12 protein-coding genes are annotated in these 23,266 nt (G+C 66.4%); 5 read left to right on the forward strand and 7 right to left on the reverse strand.

Going from position 1 to position 23,266, the window contains the following annotated elements:
- Positions 1-63 precede the first annotated feature (63 nt).
- From ACV095_RS14110 to ACV095_RS14135, 6 genes are all read right to left on the reverse strand, one after another.
- The gene (locus ACV095_RS14110) at positions 64-6,174 is read right to left on the reverse strand and encodes an Ig-like domain-containing protein (RefSeq protein ID WP_478222110.1); all 6,111 of its coding nucleotides are present in this window, start codon (positions 6,172-6,174) and stop codon (positions 64-66) included.
- 145 nt (positions 6,175-6,319) lie between these two features.
- Complete coding sequence (locus ACV095_RS14115) at positions 6,320-12,493, reverse strand: Ig-like domain-containing protein (RefSeq protein WP_478222111.1); 6,174 nt, start codon at positions 12,491-12,493, stop codon at positions 6,320-6,322.
- 134 nt (positions 12,494-12,627) lie between these two features.
- Positions 12,628-13,707 (reverse strand): adenylate/guanylate cyclase domain-containing protein, encoded by a 1,080-nt coding sequence (locus ACV095_RS14120; RefSeq protein ID WP_478223458.1) that lies wholly within the window; start codon positions 13,705-13,707, stop codon positions 12,628-12,630.
- Positions 13,708-13,852: 145 nt separating this feature from the next.
- Complete coding sequence (locus tag ACV095_RS14125) at positions 13,853-14,449, reverse strand: PH domain-containing protein (RefSeq protein WP_018770088.1); 597 nt, start codon at positions 14,447-14,449, stop codon at positions 13,853-13,855.
- A complete protein-coding gene (locus ACV095_RS14130; RefSeq protein WP_142073951.1) occupies positions 14,442-15,350 on the reverse strand; it encodes a biotin--[acetyl-CoA-carboxylase] ligase in 909 nt (302 codons plus the stop codon). The genes ACV095_RS14125 and ACV095_RS14130 overlap by 8 nt, the downstream gene beginning before the upstream one ends.
- A gap of 85 nt (positions 15,351-15,435) precedes the next feature.
- Entirely contained in the window at positions 15,436-16,323 is an 888-nt protein-coding gene (locus ACV095_RS14135) for an SDR family oxidoreductase (protein ID WP_224084385.1), read from the reverse strand.
- A 216-nt stretch (positions 16,324-16,539) separates the two neighbouring features.
- Between ACV095_RS14135 and ACV095_RS14140 the strand changes: the two genes are divergently transcribed.
- The 4 genes from ACV095_RS14140 to ACV095_RS14155 all read left to right on the forward strand — a co-directional run bounded on the left by ACV095_RS14140 (position 16,540) and on the right by ACV095_RS14155 (position 21,761).
- Positions 16,540-18,123 (forward strand): acyl-CoA carboxylase subunit beta, encoded by a 1,584-nt coding sequence (locus ACV095_RS14140; RefSeq protein WP_018770091.1) that lies wholly within the window; start codon positions 16,540-16,542, stop codon positions 18,121-18,123.
- Positions 18,123-18,374, forward strand: coding sequence for an acyl-CoA carboxylase subunit epsilon (locus ACV095_RS14145; RefSeq protein ID WP_018770092.1), 252 nt, complete (start codon positions 18,123-18,125; stop codon positions 18,372-18,374). Before ACV095_RS14140 ends, ACV095_RS14145 begins: the two co-directional genes overlap by 1 nt.
- 68 nt (positions 18,375-18,442) lie before the next feature.
- On the forward strand, positions 18,443-20,128 hold the full coding sequence (locus ACV095_RS14150) for a DUF885 domain-containing protein (RefSeq protein ID WP_478222112.1): 1,686 nt from the start codon (positions 18,443-18,445) through the stop codon (positions 20,126-20,128).
- A 184-nt stretch (positions 20,129-20,312) separates the two neighbouring features.
- Positions 20,313-21,761, forward strand: a complete 1,449-nt coding sequence (locus tag ACV095_RS14155; protein WP_478222113.1) for a dicarboxylate/amino acid:cation symporter — start codon at positions 20,313-20,315, stop codon at positions 21,759-21,761.
- Between the two features lie 93 nt (positions 21,762-21,854).
- Here ACV095_RS14155 and ACV095_RS14160 read toward each other — a convergent pair whose 3' ends face one another.
- On the reverse strand, positions 21,855-22,415 hold the full coding sequence (locus ACV095_RS14160; RefSeq protein WP_223994523.1) for a hypothetical protein: 561 nt from the start codon (positions 22,413-22,415) through the stop codon (positions 21,855-21,857).
- A gap of 163 nt (positions 22,416-22,578) precedes the next feature.
- Here ACV095_RS14160 and ACV095_RS14165 point away from each other — a divergent pair, with 163 nt between their 5' ends.
- Positions 22,579-23,253: a TetR/AcrR family transcriptional regulator gene (locus tag ACV095_RS14165; RefSeq protein ID WP_056393552.1), complete on the forward strand. Its 675-nt coding sequence runs from the start codon at positions 22,579-22,581 to the stop codon at positions 23,251-23,253.
- Positions 23,254-23,266: the final 13 nt, after the last annotated feature.

Here is a 23,266-nt window from a genome sequence, read left to right on the forward strand (position 1 = left end):
AGTTGTTCTTCCTCTGGTTGTGGCTGGTTGAAGTGCTTGTTGGCAGAGCAGGTTGCGCCTGCCCTAGTAACTGGCCGGGCAGGATCCCATTCCGGCGGTTGACCCGGTGATGGTGTCAGCCCTGATGAACCGGTACTGGTTGGTCCACCGGGTACCGTTCCGTTCGTAGATGTAGTACCAGCGGCTGGAGCCCCAGCCATCGCGGTAGCACTCGAGCCCAAGGTTGGACCCCTGCGGCATCATGTAGGACGTGCAGTTTCCGGAGCCCCAGTGGTCGCCGGTGCCCTTGGCTTCTTCAAGGCAGCTGTTGACCCGGACGACGACGTTCCACAGCTTGGGTCCCGGCGGCGGCGGGGCGGCGCCGCTGCTGGATGTATCGCTGCCGATGCGGCCGGCCTGTCCGGCGCTGATGGCCCGGACACGGAGCGTGACTGTCTGGCTGTAACCAACGGTTTTCGAGAATGACCGTTGGTTGGTGTCCTGCCACGCTCCGCCGTCGACACTGTACTGGTAACCGGTCACTGCCCGGCCGTTGCCGTCCGGCTGGTTCCAGGTCCAGGAGACCGTATTGTCGCCCACGCCGCCGCTCTTGCTTCCCGTGACATTCGGGGCAAAGGCCAGACCATACGGGTTGACGGCGTTGGACGGGGCGCTGGCATCACCGGCGGAGGTACTCCGGGAGGAAACAGCCCACACCACCACTGAGGTCTGGGTGCCGTTGGCGGCGGCAACCACGCCTCCGCCGGCAGGGATAGTGCCGGAGCCCCCTCCGGAGGTCAGGCTGTAGCGGTAGGAAATTTCGCTGAGCGCCGAGCCGTTCCGCTGGGCGTCCGTCAGCGGCGTAAACCGGACATCGATCTTGCCGCCGTTGCCGTTGGTGTCCACCAAAGTAGCTGAGGGAGCCGCCACCGTTCCGGGTTTGCCTACGGCACGCGTGGCGGCCGACGGCGCACTGGTGTTGCTGGTGCCGGCTTTGTTCGTGGCCGAAACGGTGAAGGTGTAACTGGACTCCGAGTTGTCCACCGTGACGTTCTGCGACGTACCGGACACCTGCTGGCTGGCAATGGCGGCTCCGCCCCGAAGCGTAGTCAGCGTGTAGGCGGAAACGGCGTCACCGTTGTTATTGGGTGCCGACCAAACCACCCGCAACTGGCTCTGCGAGCCCACCGGCGTCGCCTGTGCCACGCTGGGCGCTGCAGGGGTTGCCGGGACACCGGCAGGGACTTCCGCCGCCGAATATGGGCTCCATTCGGAGGGGTCCTTGGCGTCGTTGCGGGCCAAGACCCGGACTTTGTAGGAGGCGCCGTTCTGCAGGCCCTTCCAGACGTAGTTGACGGATGTCAGTCCCTGGACCTGGGCATTCTGGCCGGCAGGAGCCGGGGATATCTCCAGGTCGTAGGACTTCACCGGCGAGCCCTTGCTGGCCGGAGCCGTCCAGGTGACCGTCAACTGCTTGTCGCCGAACTTCAGCGACGGCGCCAGCGGGGTGTCGGGCTTCACGTCAGGACGGACGTCGGCCGAGGCCGGGGACCGGTCGGATTCACCGAACTCGTTGGTGGCCGTCACCTGGAAGTGGTAGGTGGTGTTGTTGGTCAGTCCATTCAGGGTGCAGGTGTTGGCCGGGCAGTCCTGCCGGAAGCCGCCTTCCCCATACACCGTGTACTTCGTGATGGGCGAGCCGCGGTCCGCCGGCGCGGACCAGTTCAGCAATGCGGTCTGGTCCCCCACGCTCTGGGCCTGGGGCGTGGTGGGAGCTGCAGGCTTGTCCTTGACAGTCAGCCGGACCCGGGCCGTGGCATGCCGGGAGCTGTCCTGCGTTTTGTCCTCCACCGTGTAGGCAACCACAAGAGTCCCGGTGAAGCCCGGGGCAGGGGTAACGGTGATGGAGTCACCATTGACGCCCACGTTGCCGCTGCCGGTCTCGGTGTTGGCGGCGATTATCTTGAGCGGTGTTTCGGGGAACGGGTTGGCATCGTTTGCCAGGACGTTGATCGTCACCGGCTTGCCGGCGGCCGCGTTGTCCTGCACGTCGTCGTTGGCCACCGGCTTGGGCCGGTTGGAGGCGGTCACGGCAAGCTGGTACGTGGCCGTGGCTTCAAGCCCGCGGGGGTCGGTCGCCTTGACCTGGACGGCAGCCCTGGTACCGGTGGCCGTGGAATCCGCCGCCGAAACCTTCAGCGTCTGGCCTTCGATACGTGCACCGAAACCGCCGGGCGGGTCGCCCACCAGCTGGTACTTCATCTTTTCGACGTCGTCCCGGTCGGGATCGGAGGTCAGCTTTCCCAGGTCCGTGCTGGCCGTGTCACCCTTCGGGACATCAACGTCCGCGCCGAGCAGTTCCGGCGGGTTGTTCTTATCGGGGTCCGGGAGCACCTTTGTACGGATGCTGAGGGTGGACTTCAGGCCGGCAGGATCGTCTGGGCCCGAGCCGTCGGTTACTTCGAACGTGAGCGATCCGGGGCCAACGTAGTCAGCTCCTGCAGAGTATTTCAGGCCAGCACCGTCCCGGATGATGGGGTCGCCGCCGTCCGCGCCGATGAGTTTGATGCGGTCGGCCTGGGTCAGGCGGGGCGACCGTCCTTCCCGGACCTTGACCCATTCCTTGAGGTCCACGTCGACGGACTGTCCGGCGACCACCTCGATGACCTCATCCTTGGCCAGGGTGGGAACCTGCTGGCCCAGCCCGGGCACCCAAATGATTGCCGTGGACTGCTGCCCGTCCACGTCTTCCACGGTGTACGGGATGAGCTGGGGCTGCTCGGTGAGGTCCACCAGAACGTTGCCATTGCCGCCGGGGCGGGCAGTCGCGGCCTCGGTGCTGATCTTCAGGTTCTCGCCCACACCGTCCGGGTCCTCGTCATTCTTGAGGACGGGAACGTCCACGGCGGTCTTGCCCATGGCCTGCGCGGCAGTCACCCTGTCGTCCCTGGCGATCGGGGCCTTCAACGGCACGTCGTTGTCAACCACCAGCCGGATGGTTGCCTGAGCCGCAGCGTCCCTGTCATCAGCCACGGTGTACCGAACATTGACGGTCCCGGCTTCCTTCGGTGCAAGCAGGATGACGCGTCCGCTGTTCTTGCTCACTCTCGCCTGCAGCGCGGGATCCGCCTCGATGCCGTCGGTGAGGATGCGGATGCGGTCACCGTCGGGATCGGTATCGTTGGCTGTCGCGTCGACGGCGATCTGCCGGCCCGGGCGTACCCGGACCTCGTCATCCACCGGGGTGGGCTTCTGGTTGGACTCGCCGCGGGGTGCGATGCCCACCGTCACCGTGCCCGTGTTGATGGCGCCCTGGCGGTCCACCACTTTGTAGCGGAAGGTGTCTGTACCGGCGCCGTCACCTGCGGCGGTGAAGTCGATGAAGTTACTGCCCACCGTGGCGGTTCCCATGGCAGGGGTGCTGTCGATGCCGGTCAGCTGCACCGAGTCGCCGTCGGGGTCAATGCCGTCAAGGGGAACCGGAATCCGGACGGTGCCGGCCGCCACCACGCGGGCGGTCAGGTTGCGCGGCTGGGGGCGGGAGTTCTCCGCGCCCTCGAGCGGCAGGATGTGGATGGTGACGGCGGCTGCGCTCTTCTGGCTCTGCGGATCCACCGCGTTGTAGATGGCGCGCACGGTCTTGGGCTGGCTGCCGGCAATGAAGCGGAGCGTGTTCTCGGAGACGAAGCTCTTGCCGTCGGCGGGATCCACGGCCTGCGGCAGGACGGGGTCCACAGACAGTTCCTGGCCCTGCGGATGGGTGTCGTTGTCCAGGACCGGGATGGTGACGACGTCGTTGACGCGGACGTTCACCTCGTCCGGTTTGGGTTGCGGCGCCTCCAACACAGCGGGGGCCGGAACGGGCACCACGGACACGCTGCCCGTGGCGGACTTCCTGCCGTTGGACATGGTGTATTCGAAGAGGATGGGGTCCTTGGTGCCGAGGATGTCCGTGATCCTCAGGACGCTGTGGTTGATTACGCTGACGGAGACGGTGGCGTTGTCCGGAAGTTTGACGGACTGCAGCACCAGGACGCCGCCGGATGGGTCGGAGTCATTCGCCAGCGGGTCCAGGAGCACACTGCCGCCGGTAGGCATGAGGGCCACGTCGTGGACCGCCACGGGGTCGCCGCCGTCGTTGCCGGATTCCACGTCGACGCGGATGAGGCCCTGGCTGCTTTGCGGGCCGTTGCTGGCAATGTAGGTGAGGTAGACCGGACCGGGGGTGGTGCTGCGGAAGGTGAAGGTGCCGCCGTCGGTGACGGGGCCGAGTTCGGCAGGGCCGTTGGCTTCCACCTGGGCCAGCCGGAGGGCACCACCGTTGGGATCGACGTCGTTCTTCAACGGGGAGATGACCAGGTCCTGGCCCACGACGGCGGTGACGTGGTCGGCGTTGACCACGGGTGCCAGGGCGCCGGGCGGCTGGACATTGACCACCACCTTGCCGGTGACAGTGGCGCGGCCGTCCCAGATGGTGACCTGGACGTTCTTCTTGCCGGCCGTGGCCCCGGAATCCTGGAAGGTGAGCAGGCCGTCGCGCCGTACCTTGACCTGGTCCTGGTCGTTGTCGGCCTTGGCGTCCAGCAGGACCAGGTCATCGCCGTCGGGATCGATCCAGTCAGTGAGGATGTTCTGGCTGACGGTCTTGCCCTGTTCCACCAGCATGGTGGTGTCTTCGCCGCGCTTGAACTTCGGCTGCTTGTTCTCATCGGGTCCTACGACGCTGAGCGTGACCTGGCCCGTGGCGGACAGGCCGCGGCCGTCGGAGGCGCTGTAGTTGAAAGTCTCCGTGCCGGGTTTGGCGTCCGCGGGCACGGTGATCTGGAACGCCGTGCCGCCGTAGATGCTTTCCAGGGTGCCGGACTTGGGCCCGGCCTCCCCGACCGCTGCGGTGAGCACGTCGCCGTCGGGGTCGGAGTCGTTGTCCAGGACGCTGAGGATGGTGGTGCGGCCCGGGCGGACGCCGACGGCGTCGGGCTTGGTTTCCGGCGGCCGGTTGGGTTTGGTGCGGTCCGGCAGGATGTTGATGGTGTTGTTGTCCGCCGACTCCTGGTCCTGGTCGTCGGACTGGTTCTTTGGTGGGATGACGTCGTCCCAGTTGTTGACCAGCTGCATGTTCTGGTTCACCAGCCACACGTTCCCGGAGTTCACATCATTCAGGACCACCAGGTCCCGGTTCACCCGGAAAACATACGACGGCGACGCACTCGCCCTGGGCACGTCAACCTTCTTATCGTCACCATCATTGACGCAATCCCGGACATACTTGTTCGCACCCGACCACGCCGCATGCACACACCCGCCCAACTGCACCGGAGCAGCAGGGACACCCTCGCCGTCGAACGCCACCGTCTTGGCCGTCCCCCCGTCAAGAGGCTGCTTCAACAACGCCTTCCGCGTCGCCACCGCCACAACATCGCTGTCCGGCCCGGCCTGCTGCAACTTCGCATCCCGGGCATTCTCCAACGCCAACCGCTTACCACCAGGCAGGAACAGGTTCCCCGCCGCAGCATCCAACACCACGGGCTGGTCCCCCACCACGGTCATCTGCAGATCCCCGGCCCCCTTGAGCCCATCCCAGGTACTGGACTCCGACGACGTCACCGCACCATTGGCATCAACACCCGTCACCGTCACAACCCCGGTCTTCGGATCCGCCGAGTAGATCCGGTCATCAGAACCAACCGCCGACACAATCCCCTCAGAACCCACCATCACCGGCTCCGACGCCTCCTGGTCAAAACCATTCACCGTCGACGGCGACACCGCCCACACCTTGCCCGACGCAGCATCCGTCACTGAAATGGTCCGCGCCCCGAAACTCACATCAGCCGAGCCCGGCAACTGCTTATCCCCACCCAAGCGCATATTCGCCGGCGACACCTGGTTCAACGTCGACCCAGTCTCGTCATCAACGAACACCTCGCCCGCATGCTGAAGGACATCAAAGGTGGTAGACGCAGGCGTCACGGCACCATCAAGCACCCTGGAAGGATAATTCAACCGACCCACAGCGTTCTTGGTCTTGGACACCACCCACACACCGCCATCGTTCAACTCCACCTCAGTGGTCTTGAACCCCGGATACAACACCGCGCCCGTCACCACCACAGCCAGCACCACACCAAACGCAGTACCGGCTGCGGCCTTCTTATGTCGCTTCTTCAGCCCAAGCTTCCCCAGCAGAGTTGTCACAGCGTGTTTTTCCTCAGATTGTGCGGCCGAACGGCATCCTCGTCAGAGACCGGTACGAGGCTCTCTTTTCCCGGGCGTAAGACTACCGAATTGCCGAATTCGGCGCGATGGGGAGATCTGCCCCGGACGTCCCGGATTGACCCCCTCAGCAATGCGGGGCTCCCAGGGCTGCGGGATCCGCAAGCGTGGTGTGGCCGGCGATGACGTACCGGCCAACGTTGCGCGCGGAACCGGATTCAACCCGCCACCAGCGGACGATGCCGTTGCCGGACCAGTTGTCGCTCTGGTCGATGTAGCACGCCACCATGATGCGGTCCTGGTCCGCCTTGTAGAACCAGGGTGGGCTGTCCGCGTTGACGCCGTCACAGTCGAAGTATGGACTTGGCCGGTAGTTTGATCCGCCCAGGGTGAAGGTACAACTCCTGACGAAGTTGGGGTCCGAGGTCTTGATCCGGGTTTCCCAGAGTCCCTGCTTGCCGGCAGAGGCGCTGGCCGTGACCACCGCGCTGCCGGTGCCTACGGAGTTGAAGGTCTGGACCGCGATGGTCACGGTGTCACCGAAGTTTGCCGTGTTGACCGTCCTGCTGCCGGAGGGGGCAACGTTCTCCCATCCTCCGTTGTTGATGCTGATCCTGGTTTGCGCCACGTCATTGGTGCTGGTGGACGGTGAGGACCAGTTCAGGGTGGCCGACTTTTGGTTCACGCCGCCGTTTTGACCTGACGCCGAGGGGGTGCCCGGGGATCCGTATGGTGTGGTGGTGGCAGGGGTGCTGGCGTCAGAGCTCGGGGCCACTGTCGAGTTGGCGATGACGGTAATGCTGACGGCGGTGCCGTTGCTGAAGCCACTAATTGTCTGCCCGGGCGTGATGGGTCCGCGGGCGCCGTTGCTGGCGTTGTAGCTGTAGCTGACTTCATTCTCGGCAGAACCGTTGCGTTCGGCCGCGGTCAGCCTGCGGAAGTCCACGGTCACGGAGCGTCCTGCTCCGCCGGTGTTGGCCGGTGTGGCCGTCACGCCGGAGACCGGGGACAGCTTGCCGGTGGCGCGGCGGGGCGCGGAGGGCGGGCTGACCGCTCCCTTGCCGGCCTTGTTCTCAGCCTGCACCGTGAACGTGTAGGCGGCCTCGGAGTTGTTGGCAGTGAAGTTCGCCGTGCGGACGTTGCCGGGGACGGTCTGGGTCTGGGCGGGGGCGTTGCCACCGCTCATGGTGACGTAATAGGTGCTGATCGGATCGCCGTTGGTGTTGGGGTCGGCCCACGTGACCCGAAGCTGGTTCTGGGTCCCCACGGATGATGCGACGGCGGACGAAGGTGCTGCAGGCGCTGCCGGGACACCGGCGGGATTGTCCTCCGCAGAATACGTTCCCCAGTCGGAGGCGCCAAGCTCGTTGACGGCCTGCGCACGCACCTTGTACTTCACGCCGTTGGTGAGGCCGGTCCAGGTGTAGTTCAGCCCGGCGACCTCGTTCTTGACGGCCACCCCACTGGCTGGCGGCGGCGAAATTTCCAGGTTGTAGTGTTTCACCGGTGAGCCCTCGGTCTTCGCCGCGGGCCAGGTGACCGCCATCGTCTTGTCCCCGGCCTTCACCGTGGGGGCTTCCGGCGGTGACGGCTTTTCGTCAGGGCGGATTTCGTTGGACTGCGGCGAAGCCTGCGAGTCCCCCACCTCGTTGGTGGCGAGCACCGTGAAAACGTACTTCACGTTGTTCGTGAGCCCGCTCAGCGTGCAGGTGGTGGTGGGGCACTTCTGTTCGAAGCCGTTGTTCGAGCGGACGGTGTACCCCGTGATGGGAGCGCCGTTGTCCGACGGCGGCGCCCACTTGAGCACGGCGGTGCGGCTGCGGACGTCGGTGGCGCTGGGGGCAGAGGGTGCGTCGGGTTTGCCGCGGACGGTGAGCCGCAGCCGGCCGTCCACCTGGCGGGACAGGTCGCCCGTCTTGTCGGCCATGGTGTAGCGGACCACCATGACGCCCTTGTACCCGTCAGCCGGGGTAACGGTGACGCTGTCCCCCGACACGGACGGCTGGCCTGCTGCGGCGCCCGTCTCCACGGTGGCGCCAACGATCCGCAGGGGCGTATCCGGGAAGGGGTTGAAGTCGTTGGCCAGGACGTTGACCTGTTCCGTCTTTCCTGCGTTGGCCTTGTCCACCGCATCGTCGTTGGCCACCGGCAGGGGCCGGTTGGAGGCCACATGGCGTGCGCTGATGGTGGCGCCGACGGCGGGTGACCTGCCGTCGGTGACCTTCACCTGGATGTTTCCGGTGACGCCGATGCCAAGGGAACCATCGGCAGTGATGGCGAGGGTGGCGCCGTCGACCTTTGCGCTGAAGCCGGCGGGAAGCGTCCCGTCCAGTTCGAAGCGGAGGTTGTCCTTGTCCCGTTCGTCGACGTCCTTGGCCAGTCCGGCGAGGTCCACCGTTGCCGTTTCGGCCCTGGGGACGTCCACGGAGGTGCCGCTGAACGTGGGCGGGTGGTTGGCGTTGGGGTCCGGGATCACCTTGGTCATGATGACCAGGGTGGATTTCAGGCCGTCGGCGTCGTCGGGTCCGGAGCCGTCCGTTACTTCGAAGGTGATGGAGCCCGGGCCCACATAGTCCGGTTTGGCGGTGTAGCGCAGGGCTTTGCCGTCGGGCAGGATAATGCCCTCCGGGGAGCCGCCCTGGACCTGGACGGAGTCGGCCACAGTGATCCGGGCGCTGCGGCCACTGCGGACCCGGACGTATTCGGACAGGTCCAGGGTGGCGTCCTTGCCGGACATGACCTCAACGGTGTCGGTCTTGGCGAGGGTAGGGTACTGCGCGCCCTGGCCCGGGATCCACATCAGGGCAGTGGAGGTGAGGCCGTCGACGTCCGTGACCGTGTAGGGGATCAGCTGGTCTTCCGGGGTGAGGGTCACCACCACGTTGCCCGACCCGCCCGGGCGGGCGTTGGGATTTCCGTCGGGCAGGCTGACCTTCAGGTCTGTGGCCACGCCGTCGGCGTCGGTGTCGTTTTTCAGGACGGGCACATCGACGGCGGTCTTGCCAAGGGTTTCTGCCACCGTTACCCGGTCATCCTTGGCCACGGGACGCTTGAGCTCGGCGTCCGGGCTGATCCGGATCCGGATGACGGCGCCGGAGGAAGCTTTCTTATCATCCTGGATGCGGTAGCTGATGCTTTCGTTGCCGGCAGCCCCGGGCGCCGTGAAGAGGACTCTGGCACCGTCTGTGGCCTCCACCTGCAACCCGGAACCGGCTTCGAAGCCATCGGAGACCAGGCTGAGCGGGTCGCCGTCGGGGTCGGAGTCGTTCGCCAGGGCCTCCACCGCCACTTTGCGGCCCGGCCGGACATCCACGGGGTCGTCCACCGCAATGGGCTTCTGGTTGTTCGCCTCCGGCGGGGCGATGCCCACGATCACCGTGCCGGTGTTCTCTGCGCCGATCCGGTCCCGCACCCGGTAGGTGAAGCTATCGGTGCCGGCAGCGTCGCCCGCCGCCGTGAATTCCAGGTAGCCGTCCCGTACTACTGCGGTGCCCATGGCAGGTGCCTTGTCGATGCCGATGAGCTGGACGGAGTCGCCGTCGGCGTCGATGCCGTCCAGGGGCACGGGTACCTTGACGGTCATACCTGCCACCACGCGCGCGGTCAGGTTGCGCGGCTCGGGGCGGGAGTTCCGGTCATCGTCACGGGCGCGGATGCGGATGGTCACTTGCTGGGAATCCACTTGCCCGGATTCGTTCTGCACCTTGTAGATGGCGTATACGGTTTTCGCCTCGGGGCCGGCAACGAACCGCAGCTGGTCACCGGCCACGAACATGCGTCCATCGGCGGCATCCGGCTGCTGGGCGAGGTCGGGCAGGAGTGCGAGCCTGGAGCCGTTGGGGTCGGCGTCGTTGGCCAGGACGGGGATGGTGACGGCGTCGTTGACCCGGACGGTGGCTTCGTCCGGCTTTGCCTGTGGTGCCTGGAGCTTCGCCGGGGCGGGGACCATCAGTACGGCGATCTCGCCGGTCGCGGACGAGCGGCCGTTGGAGACGGTGTACCGGACGGTCAGCTGACCTTCGGCGCGGATGTCGGTAATCCGGACCACCGAGTGGTCAAGTACCGCAACGCTCACCGGCAGGCCGGCGTCGGCGGCGACGGACTGCACCACCAGTACGCCACCCGAGGGATCCGAGTCATTGCCCAGGACATCCACCAGTACGTCGCCGCCGGTGGGGAGCAGTGCGGTATCGCGGACGGCGACGGGAGCACCCTCGTCAGTGCCCGGCACCACATCCACGCGCACCAGCTGTTGGGCGCTGGCCGGGCCGTTGGTCACAAGGTAGCTGACGTAGTGGGCGCCGAGGGTGCGGGAGTTGAAGGTGAAAGTCTGCTGGTCCGGGTTGAGGGTGGCTGTGGACTCGGCATCGGGCGTGGCCTGCGCCAGGCGCAACGTGCCGCCTTGCGGGTCAGAATCGTTCTTCAACGGGGTGACGACGGTGTCGGTGCCGGCAACGGCCACCACGTGATCGGCGTTGGCGATCGGCGGCAGGGAGCCGGGGCTCCTGACATCCACGGTGACTTTGCCTTCGGCCGTGGCTTGTCCGTCCGACATTGTTACGGTCAGGTTTTTACGGCCGGGGGCGGCGCCGGAGTCCTGGAAGGTGAGCTGGCCGTCTGGGCGGATCCGGGCCTGGTCCAGCGGGTCGGTGCTGGACACGGAGACGGCGAACAAGTCGTCGCCGTCGGGGTCGATCCAGTCGGGAAGGATGTTCTGCGTGACGGCCTTGCCTGTTTGGACCACCAGGGTGGTGTTCCGGTTGGGCTTTTGTCGCGGCGGTGTGTTGCTGCCGGCCGGAATGACATTGAGGGTGATGTCGGCCGATGCAGAGAGTCCGCGGCCGTCATCCACTGTGTACTTGAAGGTTTCGCTGCCCGTCTTGTCCGCGGGCACCGCAATCTGCAGCCCGGTGGAGCCGTAGATGGGCGAAACGGAGCCCGTCTTGACGCCTTCCGGAGTGCGGACGGTCAGCACGTCGCCGTCGGGGTCAGAGTCATTGTCCAGGACAGGCAGGATGGTTGTTTTCCCTGCCCGGATGCCGAACTGGTCCGGTTTGGCCACGGGGGCGCTGTTGGGTTTGGTGCGGTCCGGCAAAACCGTCTGCTGCACCTCGTCCGCGGAGTCCTTGTCGGCGTCGTCGGACTGGTTCTTTGGTGGGATGACGTCGTCCCAGTTGTTGACCAGCTGCATGTTCTGGTTCACCAGCCACACGTTCCCGGAGTTCACATCATTCAGGACCACCAGGTCCCGGTTCACCCGGAAAACATACGACGGCGACGCACTCGCCCTGGGCACGTCAACCTTCTTATCGTCACCATCATTGACGCAATCCCGGACATACTTGTTCGCACCCGACCACGCCGCATGCACACACCCGCCCAACTGCACCGGAGCAGCAGGGACACCCTCGCCGTCGAACGCCACCACCTTCGCCGCTCCCCCGTCAAGCGGCTGCTTCAGCAACGCCTTCCGCGTGGCCAGCGCCACAACATCACTGCCCGGCCCCGCCTGCTGCAACTTCGCATCCCTGGCATTCTCCAGCGCCAGCCGCTTGCCACCAGGCAGGAACAGGTTCCCCGCCGCGGCATCCAGCACCACCGGCCGGTCCCCCACCACCGTCACTTGCAGATCCCCGGCACCCTTAAGCCCATCCCACGTGCTGGACTCCGACGACGTCACCTCACCGTTGGCGTCAACACCCGTCACCGTCACAACACCGGTCTTAGGGTCCGCCGAATACACCCGGTCATCAGAGCCCACCGCAGAGACGATGCCCGCCGAACCGACCATCACCGGCTCCGACGCTTCCTTATCAAAACCATTCACGGTGGACGGCGACACCGCCCACACCTTCCCCGACGCAGCATCCGTCACCGAAATCGTCCGCGTCCCAAAACTCACATCAGCAGCCCCCGGCAACTGCTTATCCCCACCCAGGCGCATATTCGCCGGCGACACCTGATTCAACGTCGAACCAGTCTCGTCATCGACGAACACCTCACCTGCATGCTGCAACACATCGAAAGTCGTCGACGCCGGCGTCACCGCACCGTCCAACACCCGCGACGGATAATTCAACCGCCCCACAGCATTCTTCGACTTCGACACCACCCACACGCCGCCGTCATTCAACTCCACCTCAGTGGTCTTAAACCCCGGATACAACACAGCACCCGTCACCACAACAGCAACCACAGCACCAAACGCAGTGCCGGTGAACCACCGCGATCGCGGCAGGCGGGGCCGTCGGGGCGCGCTGGCAGCAGGGCTCTGGGCGCGCGTTTGTCCGCGACGTGTCATGAGTGGAAATCCCCCGGTAAATCTAGGCTCTGTGCCTGCAGCCGGCGTCACAGGACCCCGGGCACCACAACGATACCGCTATACGCCAGCAAATGGACAAATTCTTCCGGGCGGCTTCGACGGCTGCCGGTTTCCTAGTCCAGGACCAGGCCCTTGCCCCGGCCGCGGGTGAGGCGGACGGGATTGATCTCACCGAAGCCGCGGACATTTTCCGGGGCCTGGGGAATCATGATGAACCGCTCGTCGTGCTCCAGGGCGGAGGCCGTCATGGAGTCGACCAGAACCGTTCCGGGATCGGCAAGGGTGGTCAGCCGGGCGGCCAGGTTGACCGTGGGACCGTAGATGTCGCCCAGGCGGGACAGGATCCTGCCCCACACCATGGCCACCCGGGCTTCGGGAAGGATCTCGTCCTCGGTGAAGGCCTCGGCCAGCGCCAGGGAGATCTCGGCACCGGCCGCCGGGGTTTCGGCGATGTACAGGACTTCGTCGCCCACGGTCTTGACCAGCCGGCCGCCGCCCACGGAGATGATTTCGGCGCACTTGTTTTCGAAGCGCTGGACCAGCCGGGCGAGGGTCTTTTCGTTCATCCGGCGGGACAGGCTGGTGTAGGAGACAAGGTCCGCGAAGCCAACCGCGCGGGCCAGGGGCAGCGGCGCGTCGTCCTCATCGCCTTCACGGCCTTCCTCGCTGGCCTGCAGCCCGGCCTCGGCACGGACGGCGAGGCGCTGGACGCCGGCGTTGAGTTGGCGCCGCCATGAGTACACCAGGACCTCTTCCAGCGCTTCCACCAGCGCGGGAAGTTCGTTGACCAGGCGCTTGCGGGCCACAGCATCGGTGACGCCCTGCTCGTGGACCATGTCCTCCACCAGGGCTTCGATCTGCCAGACCACCATGCGGTCCGTCATCTGCCCGATGGAGCGGGTCACCGAAATGGCTGCTTCTTCGGTGAGCTTGCCGGCGCGGACCAGGTCCACCACGGTGGACAGGGCGGCCTGGTCGCGTTCGGTGAAGGCAACGTCCTCGTCGCCGAAATTCGGAAACCCCAGTGCACGCCAGAGCTTGCGGGCAGAGAGCAGGGAGAGTCCGGCGCCGGCGGCAACTTCACGACGGCGGAGCTTCCGTTCCCCGCCCAGGAGGCGGGCTTCGAGGGCCTTCATGGCCAGGCGTTCGGCGGACATGGCGCCGGTGGGCGGGTGCCGGTCTGCATCCGGCATGGCCGCGGCCGGCGTGGAACCGGGTTCCGGCGCGGATCCGGGTTCCGGTGCGGCGTCGCCGGAAGGGGCCACCTGCACGGGCGCAGCGTCAGGATCAAGGGCGGCGGTGGCAGGGGCGGTGCTGTCGACGCGTTCCTGCTGGTCCTCATCGGTCATCCCGTCCACCTTCTCTCATGTCCTCCGGAAAAGCACCGGCAGGGTAATGCGTCGCGCCATCCGGCTGGGCGCTGTCGTCCGGCAGTTCCCCGATGGCGTCGAGGATAAAGTCGCGGAATTTGGCAACCTCAGGCACGTCGCGGAAAGTCACCACGCCCTGGTACCCGGTTTCCAAGGATATATTCCCCGAGCGCACCAATCGCTGAAGCAGCGATTCGTGGACCGTCAGGTTACGCACCGACGCCAGGTTCACCTGCTGGTCCCGCCGGTTAAGCAGCCCGTACCGCGCCACCATCCGTTGGCTGGTAAGCGTGTAGCGGGTGCCCTGCCAGCGGAGCAGGCGCGGCAGGCAGTAGCCCAGCCAGACAGCCGCAGCAGCGAGGACGCAGGCAGTGACAAGCCACGGCGTCCACTGGCGGCCAAGGGCAGGAGCCATGCGGGCTGCCCCGCCGCGGACGATCCAGGCACTGGCGTACGCCGCCAACGCCGGCGCCAGCACGAAGGCCACGGCTGCCCCGGCCAGCTTCCGGGGCTGCGGGCGGGTAGTGACGATGACCTGCTCCCCGGGAACCAGGATTCTACGCATAACCACCTTGGCCTGGCGCGTCCGGCGCCGTCCAGGGCCGCAGGTGCACCACGTCGCCGGCGGTCACCACGTGCTCCCGCGAGTCGCGGTCCACCACCAGCAGGGAGCCGTAATCGTCCAGGCGGGACGCGTGTCCAATGATCTCGTGGTCGCCGGGCAGCTGTGCGCGCACTTGCTTGCCCAGGGTGACCATCACGGCTTCCACCCTCTTGTGCAGCGACGGGCCACCGGCCATCCCGGCCGCAGGGTCGCCGTCGGCGTTGCAGAAACTGCGGTACAGGACCGCAAAGTGGGACAGGTAGCTTTTCAGCAGCGCGGTCCGGTCCGTGGTGCGGGCACCTTCCAGGGCCACGGAGGTGGCGGTGGGCACCGGAAGTTCGCTTTCGGTCAGGGTGACGTTCAGGCCGGTCCCCAGGATCACCGGGGGCACGTTGCCATCAACCATCGGCCCCAGCTGGGCGAGGATGCCGGCGATTTTCCTGCCCCGCACCAGGACGTCGTTGGGCCACTTGAGCTCGGCCGGAATCCCGGCCGTTTCCAGGAGCGTCTCACGCAGCGCCAGCGCTGCGATCAGGGACAACCAGGAGTAGCTCTGGGTGGGCAGGGGCCTGCCGTCCGCGTTGACCGGACGCAGCACCACGGACACGGACACGGAGCTCAGTGGCGGCGCTTCCCAGCGCCTGTCCAGGCGTCCCCTGGCGGCGGTCTGGTACTCGGCGGTCAGCACGGAGAGGTCAGGCCAGGCCGAAGGTTCCACCGTGACACCGCGCAGGAGGTCCGCGTTGGTGGAGCCCGTGGAGTCCACCACGTCGATCCGCGGTATTCCGGTGGCAGAGAGGAAACGCTGGTCGGCCAGGTCCCCTCGGTTCAGGGGGGTGCCCGGTGCGTGTGCGTCGTCCATACCCAAATCCTACCGAGCCTGGCCCGGTCCCACCGAGCCGTCTGCCGCCCCGGGAAGGACAACCCGGCCACGCCCGTACGGCCGCCTAGAGGAAGATGTCCGGAACCAGACGGTCTTCGGGTGCTCCCAGGCTGTAAGGACGGAAATCGGTCACCCCCGCTGCCGCCAGGACCTGCTCGTCCGTGTAGAAGTTGCCCGACGGCGGGCCGCCGGCGGCGAGGTTGCTGCCGGTCAGGATGGCGTGGGCGGCGTCCGCCATGATCTGCGGTCCACGCGCCGCCAGCACCATGGTTTCGCCGTGGGGCATGTTCCGGATGGCGGCGGTATCGATGAGGGTGCAGGGCCACAGGGAGTTGACCCTGATGCCGTCAGCCTTCAGTTCCTCCGCCAGCCCCAACGTGGTCAGGCTCATCCCGTATTTGGCCATGGTGTACGCAAGGTGCTTCCCCGCCCAGGAGGGGTGGAGGTTCAGCGGCGGCGAGAGCGTGAGGATGTGCCCCTGTTCCGACTTCCGGAGCGCCGGGAGCGCCAGCTTGGACAACAGGAAGGTGCCGCGGACGTTGATGTCCTGCATCAGGTCGTACTTTTTCATGTCCACTGCATCAGTGGTGGAAAGGTCGATGGCGGAGGCATTGTTGATGACGACGTCGATGCCGCCGAACCGCTCAACGGCTGCGGCCACGGCGCCGGCCACGTCTTCGTCCCTGCGCACATCGCCCACCAGCGGCAGCGCCTGGCCGCCGGCCTCCTCGAGCTGCGCAGCCGCCGTATACACGGTGCCCGCCAGCTTGGGGTGCGGCTCCCCCGTTTTGGCCAGCAGCACTATATTGGCGCCGTCCCGCGCCGCCCTTGTGGCAATGGCCAGTCCGATTCCCCGGCTGCCGCCGGAGATGAGGATGGTCCTGCCCGCCAGGGAACCGGTGGCCCGGTAGGGGCTTTCGGGAGCATGCAAAGCATCATCGCTTGAAGTCATGGCAACACTGTAACCCAACTAAGTTACCGGCGAGTAACATTGAGGGGACGTGGCAGGAACGGCAGAAAATTGTAGGTTCCCTACAGCTGCGGGCGTCCAAAGCGTCACTAGACTTGCCAGCAGGGTTCGTCTTTTGTGTGGATGCTACTTAAAGCTCCAGACAGTACGGGCCCGCCAGCCAACAGAATTGACCTGCTACAGAGCCGGAGACACTTGATGAGCCACGATCTGACAACGACTGCGGGAAAGATTGCCGATTTCCGCGACCGCCAGGCGCGCGCCGAACAGCCCTCCGGCCCCGAAGCCATCGAAAAGCAGCATGCGCGCGGCAAGAACACGGCCCGCGAGCGCATCGCCCTGCTGCTGGACGAAGACTCGTTTGTAGAATTCGACGCCCTGGCCGTGCACCGCTCCACCGCCTTCGGCATGGAGAAGAAGAAACCCCTGGGCGATGGCCTGGTCTCCGGCTACGGCACCGTCGACGGCCGGCTGGTGGCGGTGTACAGCCAGGACTTCACTGTCTACGGCGGATCGCTGAGCCAGGTCAACGGCGAAAAAATCGTCAAGGTGCAGGAGTTCGCGCTCCGCAACGGCTGCCCCGTCGTCGGCATCCTGGACGGCGGCGGCGCCCGCATCCAGGAAGGCGTGGCCTCGCTGGCCATGTTCGCGGACATCTTCCGCAACAACGTCCACGCCAGCGGCGTGGTGCCGCAGATCTCCCTGATCATGGGGCCTTCCGCCGGCGGCGCCGCCTACTCCCCGGCCCTCACCGACTACGTGGTGATGGTGGACAAGACCTCGCACATGTTCATTACCGGCCCCGACGTCATCAAGACCGTCACCGGCGAGGATGTGGACATGGAAACCCTGGGCGGCGCCCGGCAGCACAATGCCACCACCGGAACGTCCGCCTACCTGGCCTCGGATGAGACCGACGCCATCGAGTTCGTGCGCGAACTGCTGGACTTCCTGCCTTCCAACAACCTCTCCGAGGCACCGGTGCTGGGGCACCAGCAGGAGTTGGAGGTCGACGACGACGACCTCGCCCTGGACACGCTGGTTCCGGATTCCGCCAACCAGCCCTACGACATGCGCGCCGTCGTCGAACAGATCGTGGACGACGGGCACTTCCTGGAGATGCAGGCCCTGTACGCCCCCAACGTGATGATCGGCTACGGCCGGGTGGAGGGCCACACCGTGGGCATCGTGGCCAACCAGCCGCTGCAGTTCGCCGGCACCCTGGACATCGCGGCGTCAGAGAAGGCCGCCCGGTTCGTGCGGCACTGCGACGCCTTCAACATCCCCATCATCACCCTGGTGGACGTCCCCGGGTTCCTCCCCGGCAAGGACCAGGAATTCCAGGGCATCATCCGCCGCGGCGCCAAACTCCTCTACGCCTACGCCGAGGCCACTGTTCCCAAGCTCACCGTCATCACCCGCAAGGCCTACGGCGGCGCCTACATCGTGATGGGCTCCAAGAAGCTCGGCGCCGACCTGAACCTGGCATGGCCCACGGCCCAGATCGGTGTGATGGGCGCGCAGGGCGCGGTGAACATCCTCTACCGGCGCGACCTCGCCGCGGTCGCCCAGGACGGCGGCGACGTTGAGGCCCGCCGCGCCGAGGTGATCCGCCAGTACGAGGAAGAACTCCTCAACCCGTACCAGGCAGCCGAACTGGGTTACGTGGACGCCGTCATCGCCCCCTCCGATACCCGGATCCAAATCATCAAGGGACTGCGTGCCCTGCGCGACAAGCGCGCCAGCCTCCCCGCCAAGAAGCATGGGAACATCCCGCTGTGATGGCCACCGAAAATACCGGGACCGGGCCGGCCGCCGACGCCGCCGAAGCGCTTGCCGCCCCGCTGCTCTCTGTGGTCAAAGGACAGCCGAACGCCGAGGAATTGGCCGCACTGACCGCCGTCGTCCTCTCCCTTGGCGGCGCCGAACCTGCACGTGCGGACAAACCGACCGTTCGGCACTGGGTGCGCCGGCAGCAGCTCAAGCTCGAACCCACGCCCGGTCCCGGCGCCTGGAAACGAAGCCGCGGCTGAGTCCCGGGCGTGGATCCCCGGCGGCGTGGGCCCAGGCCCCGGCGCAGTCCGGGCGATAGTCTCGTCATGTGACTACAGACACTGCACCCGCCGCGCGCCCGCACACCCGGATCGACGCCGTCGCGGACAACTACACGGACACCCTCATCAGGCTCAACCCGACCTTCGCCACCACCCTTGGCCTGCCGGGCCATGAAACGGAGTACCAGGATTTCTCCCCCGCCGGCATTGCCGGATTCGCGGAGGCGGCGCGGGAGGCCCTGGTTGCCCTGGAGGGCCTGGAACCGGAAGACGACGTGGACGCCGTCACCCTGGACGCCATGCGGGAACGGCTCGGCCTGCAACTGCTGATCCACGCCTCCGGCTGGGAATACGCGGACCTGAACAACATCGCCTCCCCGGCCCAGGACATCAGGGCCATCTTCGACCTCATGCCCACCGGCACCGAACAGGACTGGGAGCACATCGCCGGGCGCGCCCACAACGTGCCGGCCGCCATCAGCGGCTACACCGAATCCCTGCGCATGGCCAGGGACTCCGGCCGGGTGGCCGCTGCCCGCCAGGTGCGGACCGTCATCGAACAGGTGACCAAGTACGCCGCCCCGGACGGCTTCTTCGCCAAACTGGCCGCAGAGGCCACCACGGCTGACGGGCCACTGCCCGCTGCGCTGCAAACTACGCTCGACGCCGGTGCTGACGCCGCCCGGGGTGCCTACGCCCGGCTGGCAGAATTCCTGCGCACCGAACTGCTCCCCGCCGCGCCTGAGAAGGACGCCGTGGGCAGGGCCCGCTACGCCCTGGCCTCCCGCTCCTTCCTGGGGGCGGAAGTGGACCTGGAAGAAACGTACGCCTGGGGCGTCGAGGAACTGGACCGCCTCATCGCGGAACAGGAGCGCGTTGCGGACACCATCAAGGCAGGCGCCACCATCGCCGAAGCCAAGGACATCCTCAACAACGACCCCTCCCGGCAACTGAAAGGCACCGAGGCGCTCCGGGAATGGATGCAGGGCCTCTCCGACAAAGCCGTTGCCGAACTCGCCGGAGTGCACTTCGACATCCCCGACGTCATGAAGAAACTCGAGTGCCGGATCGCTCCCACCGACGAGGGCGGCATCTACTACACCGGCCCGTCCGACGACTTCAGCCGCCCCGGCCGCATGTGGTGGTCCGTCCCCGCCGGCGAGGACACGTTCACCACCTGGGCTGAAACCACCACCGTCTACCACGAGGGCGTCCCGGGCCACCACCTCCAGGTGGCCACCGCAACCTACCGCCGCGAGCTGCTGAACAAATGGCGCCGGAACGTCTGCTGGACCTCCGGCCACGGCGAAGGCTGGGCACTCTACGCGGAAAAGCTCATGCAGGAACTGGGCTACCTCAACGATCCCGGCGACCACATGGGCATGCTGGACATGCAGCGCATGCGCGCCGCCCGCGTGGTCTTCGACATCGGCGTGCACCTCGAACTCGAGATGCCCCAACGCTGGGGATCCGGCACCTGGACCGCGGACAAGGGCTACGGCTTCCTCAAGGAAAACCTCCCCATCAGCGAAGGCCAACTCAACTTCGAGTTCACCCGCTACCTCGGCTGGCCAGGCCAGGCCCCCTCCTACAAAGTAGGCCAGCGCCTCTGGGAACAGATCCGCGCCGAACTTGAGGCCCGGCCCGGGTTCGACCTCAAGGAGTTCCACACCAAGGCCCTCAACATCGGCTCCGTTGGACTCGACACGCTCCGCCGGGCGCTGCTCTCGTAGTCTCCCCCCTTCGGGGAGGGAGGGCAACAGGAGACATTAAGCACACCCGGGGCGGGAATAAGTAACATAGGCCGCCGTCTGCCTTGTGTTTGCTCGGTTTGCCGGCTTCCTGCGTGAGCGTGGGCGCGTAATATTTCTCAATGTTCGTTCGTCGTGGTATGCGGGGTGGCTCTAGCGTAGTCGGGTGAGCACTCAGACAAGCACCCCGTCCCCCGCAGGGAAGACCGGATTCCAGCTGCCCAGGTGGGCGGGCTCGTTCGGCTTCCAGATCATCGCCGCCCTCATCGTGGGCCTTGGCCTCGGCCTGCTGGCCAAGTACACCGGCAGTACCAAGGCCAACCCCAACGCCCTCGGCGCCACCCTGCAGACCATCGGCTCAAGCTATGTGTCCCTGCTGCAGACCGCCGTGGTCCCGCTGATCTTTACCGCCGTCGTCAGCTCCATCTCCAACCTGCGCCAGGTGTCCAACGCCGCCAGGCTGGCCTGGAACACGCTCCTGTGGTTCGCCATTACGTCCCTGATCGCCGTGCTGATCGGCATCGGCCTGGGCGTGCTGCTGCAGCCCGGCGCCAACACCGGCATCAGCGGGGAAGCCAAGTACACCGGCAAGTCCGGTGACTGGTGGGCCTTCCTGGTGGGCCTCTTCCCCAAGAACTTCCTGGGCCTGGGTGCCAGCTCCACGGTCGGCGATTCCGGCGCCGTCACCACCTCGGTCAGCTTCAACGTCCTTCAGATCCTCGTGATCGCCATCGCCGTGGGCGTCGCCGCGCTCAAGGTGGGCACGGCTGCGGAGCCGTTCCTCAACCTCAACGCCTCAGCCCTTGCCGTGATCCAGAAGGTCCTGTGGTGGATCATCCGCATCGCGCCGCTGGGCACCGTTGGCCTCATCGGCAACGCCGTGGCCGTCTACGGCTGGGACACCATCGGCTCGCTTGGCAAGTTCACCGTGGCCATCTACGCCGGCCTGGTCCTGGTGCTGTTCGTCGTCTACCCCGTCCTGGTCCGCAGCCACGGACTGTCCATCAAGCAGTACTTCTCCGGCGTGTGGCCCGCCGTCCAGCTGGCCTTCGTGTCCCGCTCGTCCGTGGGAACCCTGCCGCTGACGCAGCGCGTCACCGAACGCAGCCTGGGCGTCCCCCGCGCCTACGCCTCCTTCGCCGTGCCGCTGGGCGCCACCACCAAGATGGACGGCTGCGCTGCCATCTACCCCGCGATCTCGGCAATCTTCGTGGCCCAGTTCTTCGGCATCCAGCTGGACTTCAGCCAGTACCTGCTGATCGCACTGGTTTCCGTCCTCGGTTCCGCCGCAACCGCCGGCACCACCGGCGCCGTGGTGATGCTCACCCTGACGCTCTCCACGCTGGGACTGCCGCTGGCCGGCGTCGGACTCCTCCTGGCCATTGATCCCATCCTGGACATGGGGCGCACCGCTGTGAACGTGGCCGGCCAGGCCCTGGTTCCCACCATCGTGGCCAAGCGCCAGGGCATCCTGGACGAATCGCTGTACAACGCACCCCGCAACGGGACCCCGTTCGTGGATGACAGCGACGCCGATGCTGCCGCCGGCGAAACCGCTACCGACGGCACCAGCGCCGACACCGCACCCCGCGAACTGCAGGATGCAAAGGCGTAAGGCACAGCAGCAAGGAAAGGCGTCCCCGGGAGATTCTCCCGGGGACGCCTTTCTGCAATCAGGGCTGCGCGTATCGCTCAACAACTGTGATGGTCAGTGCCAGCCACCTCCGATTACCCCGTTCTGGATGGCTTTCGTCACGGCGTCGGCTTCAGCCTGGGTCAGCTTTCCATCCGCTACAGCCTTGTCCAGGCGGGACTTGAGTCCGGCTGCATGTTCGGCCTCTTCCTCGCTGCGGATCTCCTGCAGCGCTGCGGTCACCTTCGCTTCATCGATGCCCAGCGATGCAGCAAGGGACTTGGCGAGTGCAGCCTCGCGGGCGGCAGGATCCGGCTTCTGGCCCTCGGCCGGCGGCGTGGTGGGCTTGTTGGCTTCGCGGAAGGCCTTCAAGGCGTCGGCCACCTTGGCTTCATCAACGCCCAGCTTCGCTGCCAGCGCCGAGGCCTGCTCCATCCCATGGCCGCCGCGGCCGCCGTGCCTGCCCATGCCATCGGGGGCGCTGCCGGTAGTTCCGTCAGCGGCAGCACTGGAACCCGCGCTGGGTGTGGGAGTGGGCGTCGTGGTGGCGGATGCCATGCCGGCCACGCCGATTCCGGCACCAAGCGCCAGCGCTGCGGCCGTCAGGCCCACGGTCATCTTCTTCGTGCGTCTCATGTCGTGTCTCCTGATTCGCCGTCAACTGACGGCTCCTGGTGATTCGCCTCGGGCGAGGCATACCAAGCATCCGGTGCAAGGATCAGGAAGGGCTGTCGGGAAGCTATGGCTCTCCTGTGAATTTAAGTTGCATTGAGTGCAAACTTGCACGTAGTGTAAGCGCGTGACATCACCCGTTGCCCCGCCGGACGAACCCGCCGCACCTTCCCGGCGCGAGCTGAACAAGGCCGCCACCCGCCAGGCGATCACCGACGCCGCACTGGAACTCCTGCGCTCCAAAGGCCCCGGAAACTTCACGGTGGAAGACATCGCCGACGCCGCGGGGATCTCGCGCCGCACCTTCTTCAACTACTTCAGCAGCACCGACGCCGCCCTGGCCTCCATCGTCCATGGCTTCCTGGACAACGCGATTCAGCAGTTGCGCCTCCGCCCGGCGGACGAGCCCATGCTGGAATCCGCCCAGGCCGCGCTGATGGCCCTTGCCGACCCCAAGGCCGTGGCGCCGCTGGCGGAACTGTTCACGCTGACCCAGCAGAGCCCGCTGATGTCGCACCCGGAACTCGAGGCGTGGGACCACTGCCGGGCGCAGGTCTTCACCGTCGCCCGCGAACGCCTCGCCGGCACCCCCGGCGCCCAGGACGAGCTTTATGTCCACGCCCTGGCCGGCTCGATCATCTCCTGCGGAAAGGCAGCCATGGAGGTGTGGTTCAGCCGCCGCGGTCCGGACCTGACACCCGCATCCCTGGCCGAGCTCCGGCAGTTGCTCATCGATGCCATGGCCCTGCTGGCCACCGGCTTCAACACCCCCGCTCCACCATCCGCCACCCGTTCCTCCTGATCAGATCGGTTCA

This window comes from Arthrobacter sp. JDC6 (assembly GCF_056484025.1).

What these genes read in the sequence shown, in the direction of transcription:
- ACV095_RS14115 (WP_478222111.1), bottom strand. Translation starts at nt 12,493, where the DNA reads ATGACACGTCGCGGACAAACGCGCGCCCAGAGCCCTGCTGCCAGCGCG.
- ACV095_RS14120 (WP_478223458.1), bottom strand. Translation starts at nt 13,707, where the DNA reads ATGCCGGATGCAGACCGGCACCCGCCCACCGGCGCCATGTCCGCCGAA.
- ACV095_RS14125 (WP_018770088.1), bottom strand. Translation starts at nt 14,449, where the DNA reads ATGCGTAGAATCCTGGTTCCCGGGGAGCAGGTCATCGTCACTACCCGC.
- ACV095_RS14130 (WP_142073951.1), bottom strand. Translation starts at nt 15,350, where the DNA reads ATGGACGACGCACACGCACCGGGCACCCCCCTGAACCGAGGGGACCTG.
- ACV095_RS14135 (WP_224084385.1), bottom strand. Translation starts at nt 16,323, where the DNA reads ATGACTTCAAGCGATGATGCTTTGCATGCTCCCGAAAGCCCCTACCGG.
- ACV095_RS14140 (WP_018770091.1), top strand. Translation starts at nt 16,540, where the DNA reads ATGAGCCACGATCTGACAACGACTGCGGGAAAGATTGCCGATTTCCGC.
- ACV095_RS14145 (WP_018770092.1), top strand. Translation starts at nt 18,123, where the DNA reads ATGGCCACCGAAAATACCGGGACCGGGCCGGCCGCCGACGCCGCCGAA.
- ACV095_RS14160 (WP_223994523.1), bottom strand. Translation starts at nt 22,415, where the DNA reads ATGAGACGCACGAAGAAGATGACCGTGGGCCTGACGGCCGCAGCGCTG.